The organism is Verrucosispora sp. SN26_14.1, assembly GCF_004307965.1.
Lineage (GTDB): Bacteria > Actinomycetota > Actinomycetes > Mycobacteriales > Micromonosporaceae > Micromonospora.
The window spans coordinates 1-1111 of the sequence record NZ_SISL01000820.1; the positions used below are offsets into that span (position 1 = coordinate 1).

2 protein-coding genes are annotated in these 1111 nt (G+C 75.0%); both read right to left on the reverse strand.

The genetic code is table 11. The features are described from left to right. Positions 1 to 393: biotin carboxylase N-terminal domain-containing protein (locus EYA84_RS32185; RefSeq protein ID WP_275540828.1), on the reverse strand; the 393-nt coding region annotated here is incomplete at its 3' end. Positions 394 to 404: 11 nt separating this feature from the next. Continuing rightward, positions 405 to 1085, reverse strand: coding sequence for an acetyl-CoA carboxylase biotin carboxyl carrier protein (gene accB, locus EYA84_RS32190; protein WP_236146086.1), 681 nt, complete (start codon positions 1083 to 1085; stop codon positions 405 to 407). Positions 1086 to 1111: the final 26 nt, after the last annotated feature.

Sequence of the window (1111 nt, forward strand, 5' to 3'; positions counted from 1 at the left end):
GGTGAGGTGTATAAGAGACAGGCTCATCAGCGCCCGGGCCGAGGACTTGTCCGCCAGCGCGGCCATCACCTGCGGTGACGGGCCGACGAAGGTGAGCCCGTTGTCCGCGCAGATCTCGGCGAAGTCGGCGTCCTCGGAGAGGAAGCCGTAGCCGGGATGCACCGCCTGCGCACCGACCTTGCGGGCCGCCTCCACCACGGCGGCGGCGTTGAGATAGCTGCGGCGGCTGGCCGACGGCCCGATCCGGACGGCCTCGTCGGCCAGCCGCACCGCCGCCGAGTCGGCGTCCGCCGTGGAATAGACCACGGCGGTACGGATGCCCAGTTCACGGCAGGCCCGCAGGATGCGCAGCGCGATCTCGCCCCGGTTGGCGATGAGCACCTTCTCGAACACGGTCCACCACCTCAGGCCGGGTCCAGGGCGACCAGCGGCTGGTCGTACTCCACCGGCTGGCCGTCGGCGACCAGCACCTCGGTCACCCGGCCGGCCCGGTCGGCGGTGATCTCGTTCATCAGCTTCATCGCCTCGACGATGCCGACCACCTGACCGGGCCGGACCAGGTCACCGACGGCCACGAAGGGCGCGGTGCCGGGCTCCGGCGCGCGATAGAAGGTGCCGACCATCGGCGAGCGCACCGCGCTCCGAGAGACCGGCGCAGCGGCTCCGACCGGCTCGGGCGGCCCGGTGGGTGCGGACGACGCGAGGGGTACGGCCGGAGCGGCGGATGCGGTTCGCGGGGCGGGCACCGGGGCGAGCGGGCTGGATCCGGCCTCGTGCCGCCACTCCACCTCCAACTCGGCCCCGCCGGCGCACACCCGCAGCCGGCGTAGCGGACCGGGCAGTTCGGCGACGAGCCCGACGACGTGACGCCGCAGGTCGGTGAGCGCCGCCTCGGTGACCGCCCCGTTCCGCGTCTCCGGTCCATCCGGGACCGTCGCACCCGCGTCCGGCCGGTCCGGATCCGTCGCGCCGTACGCGTGCGTCGCGGGTGGTGGGCAGGTGGGCGCCGGGACACGGTCCGTCGGGGTGGGCGCCGGCGGTGGCCCGACCGGTGCCGCGACACCGGGCGACGGCACACCCGGCACCGGCGGCCGTACGGTCGGGGCACGGG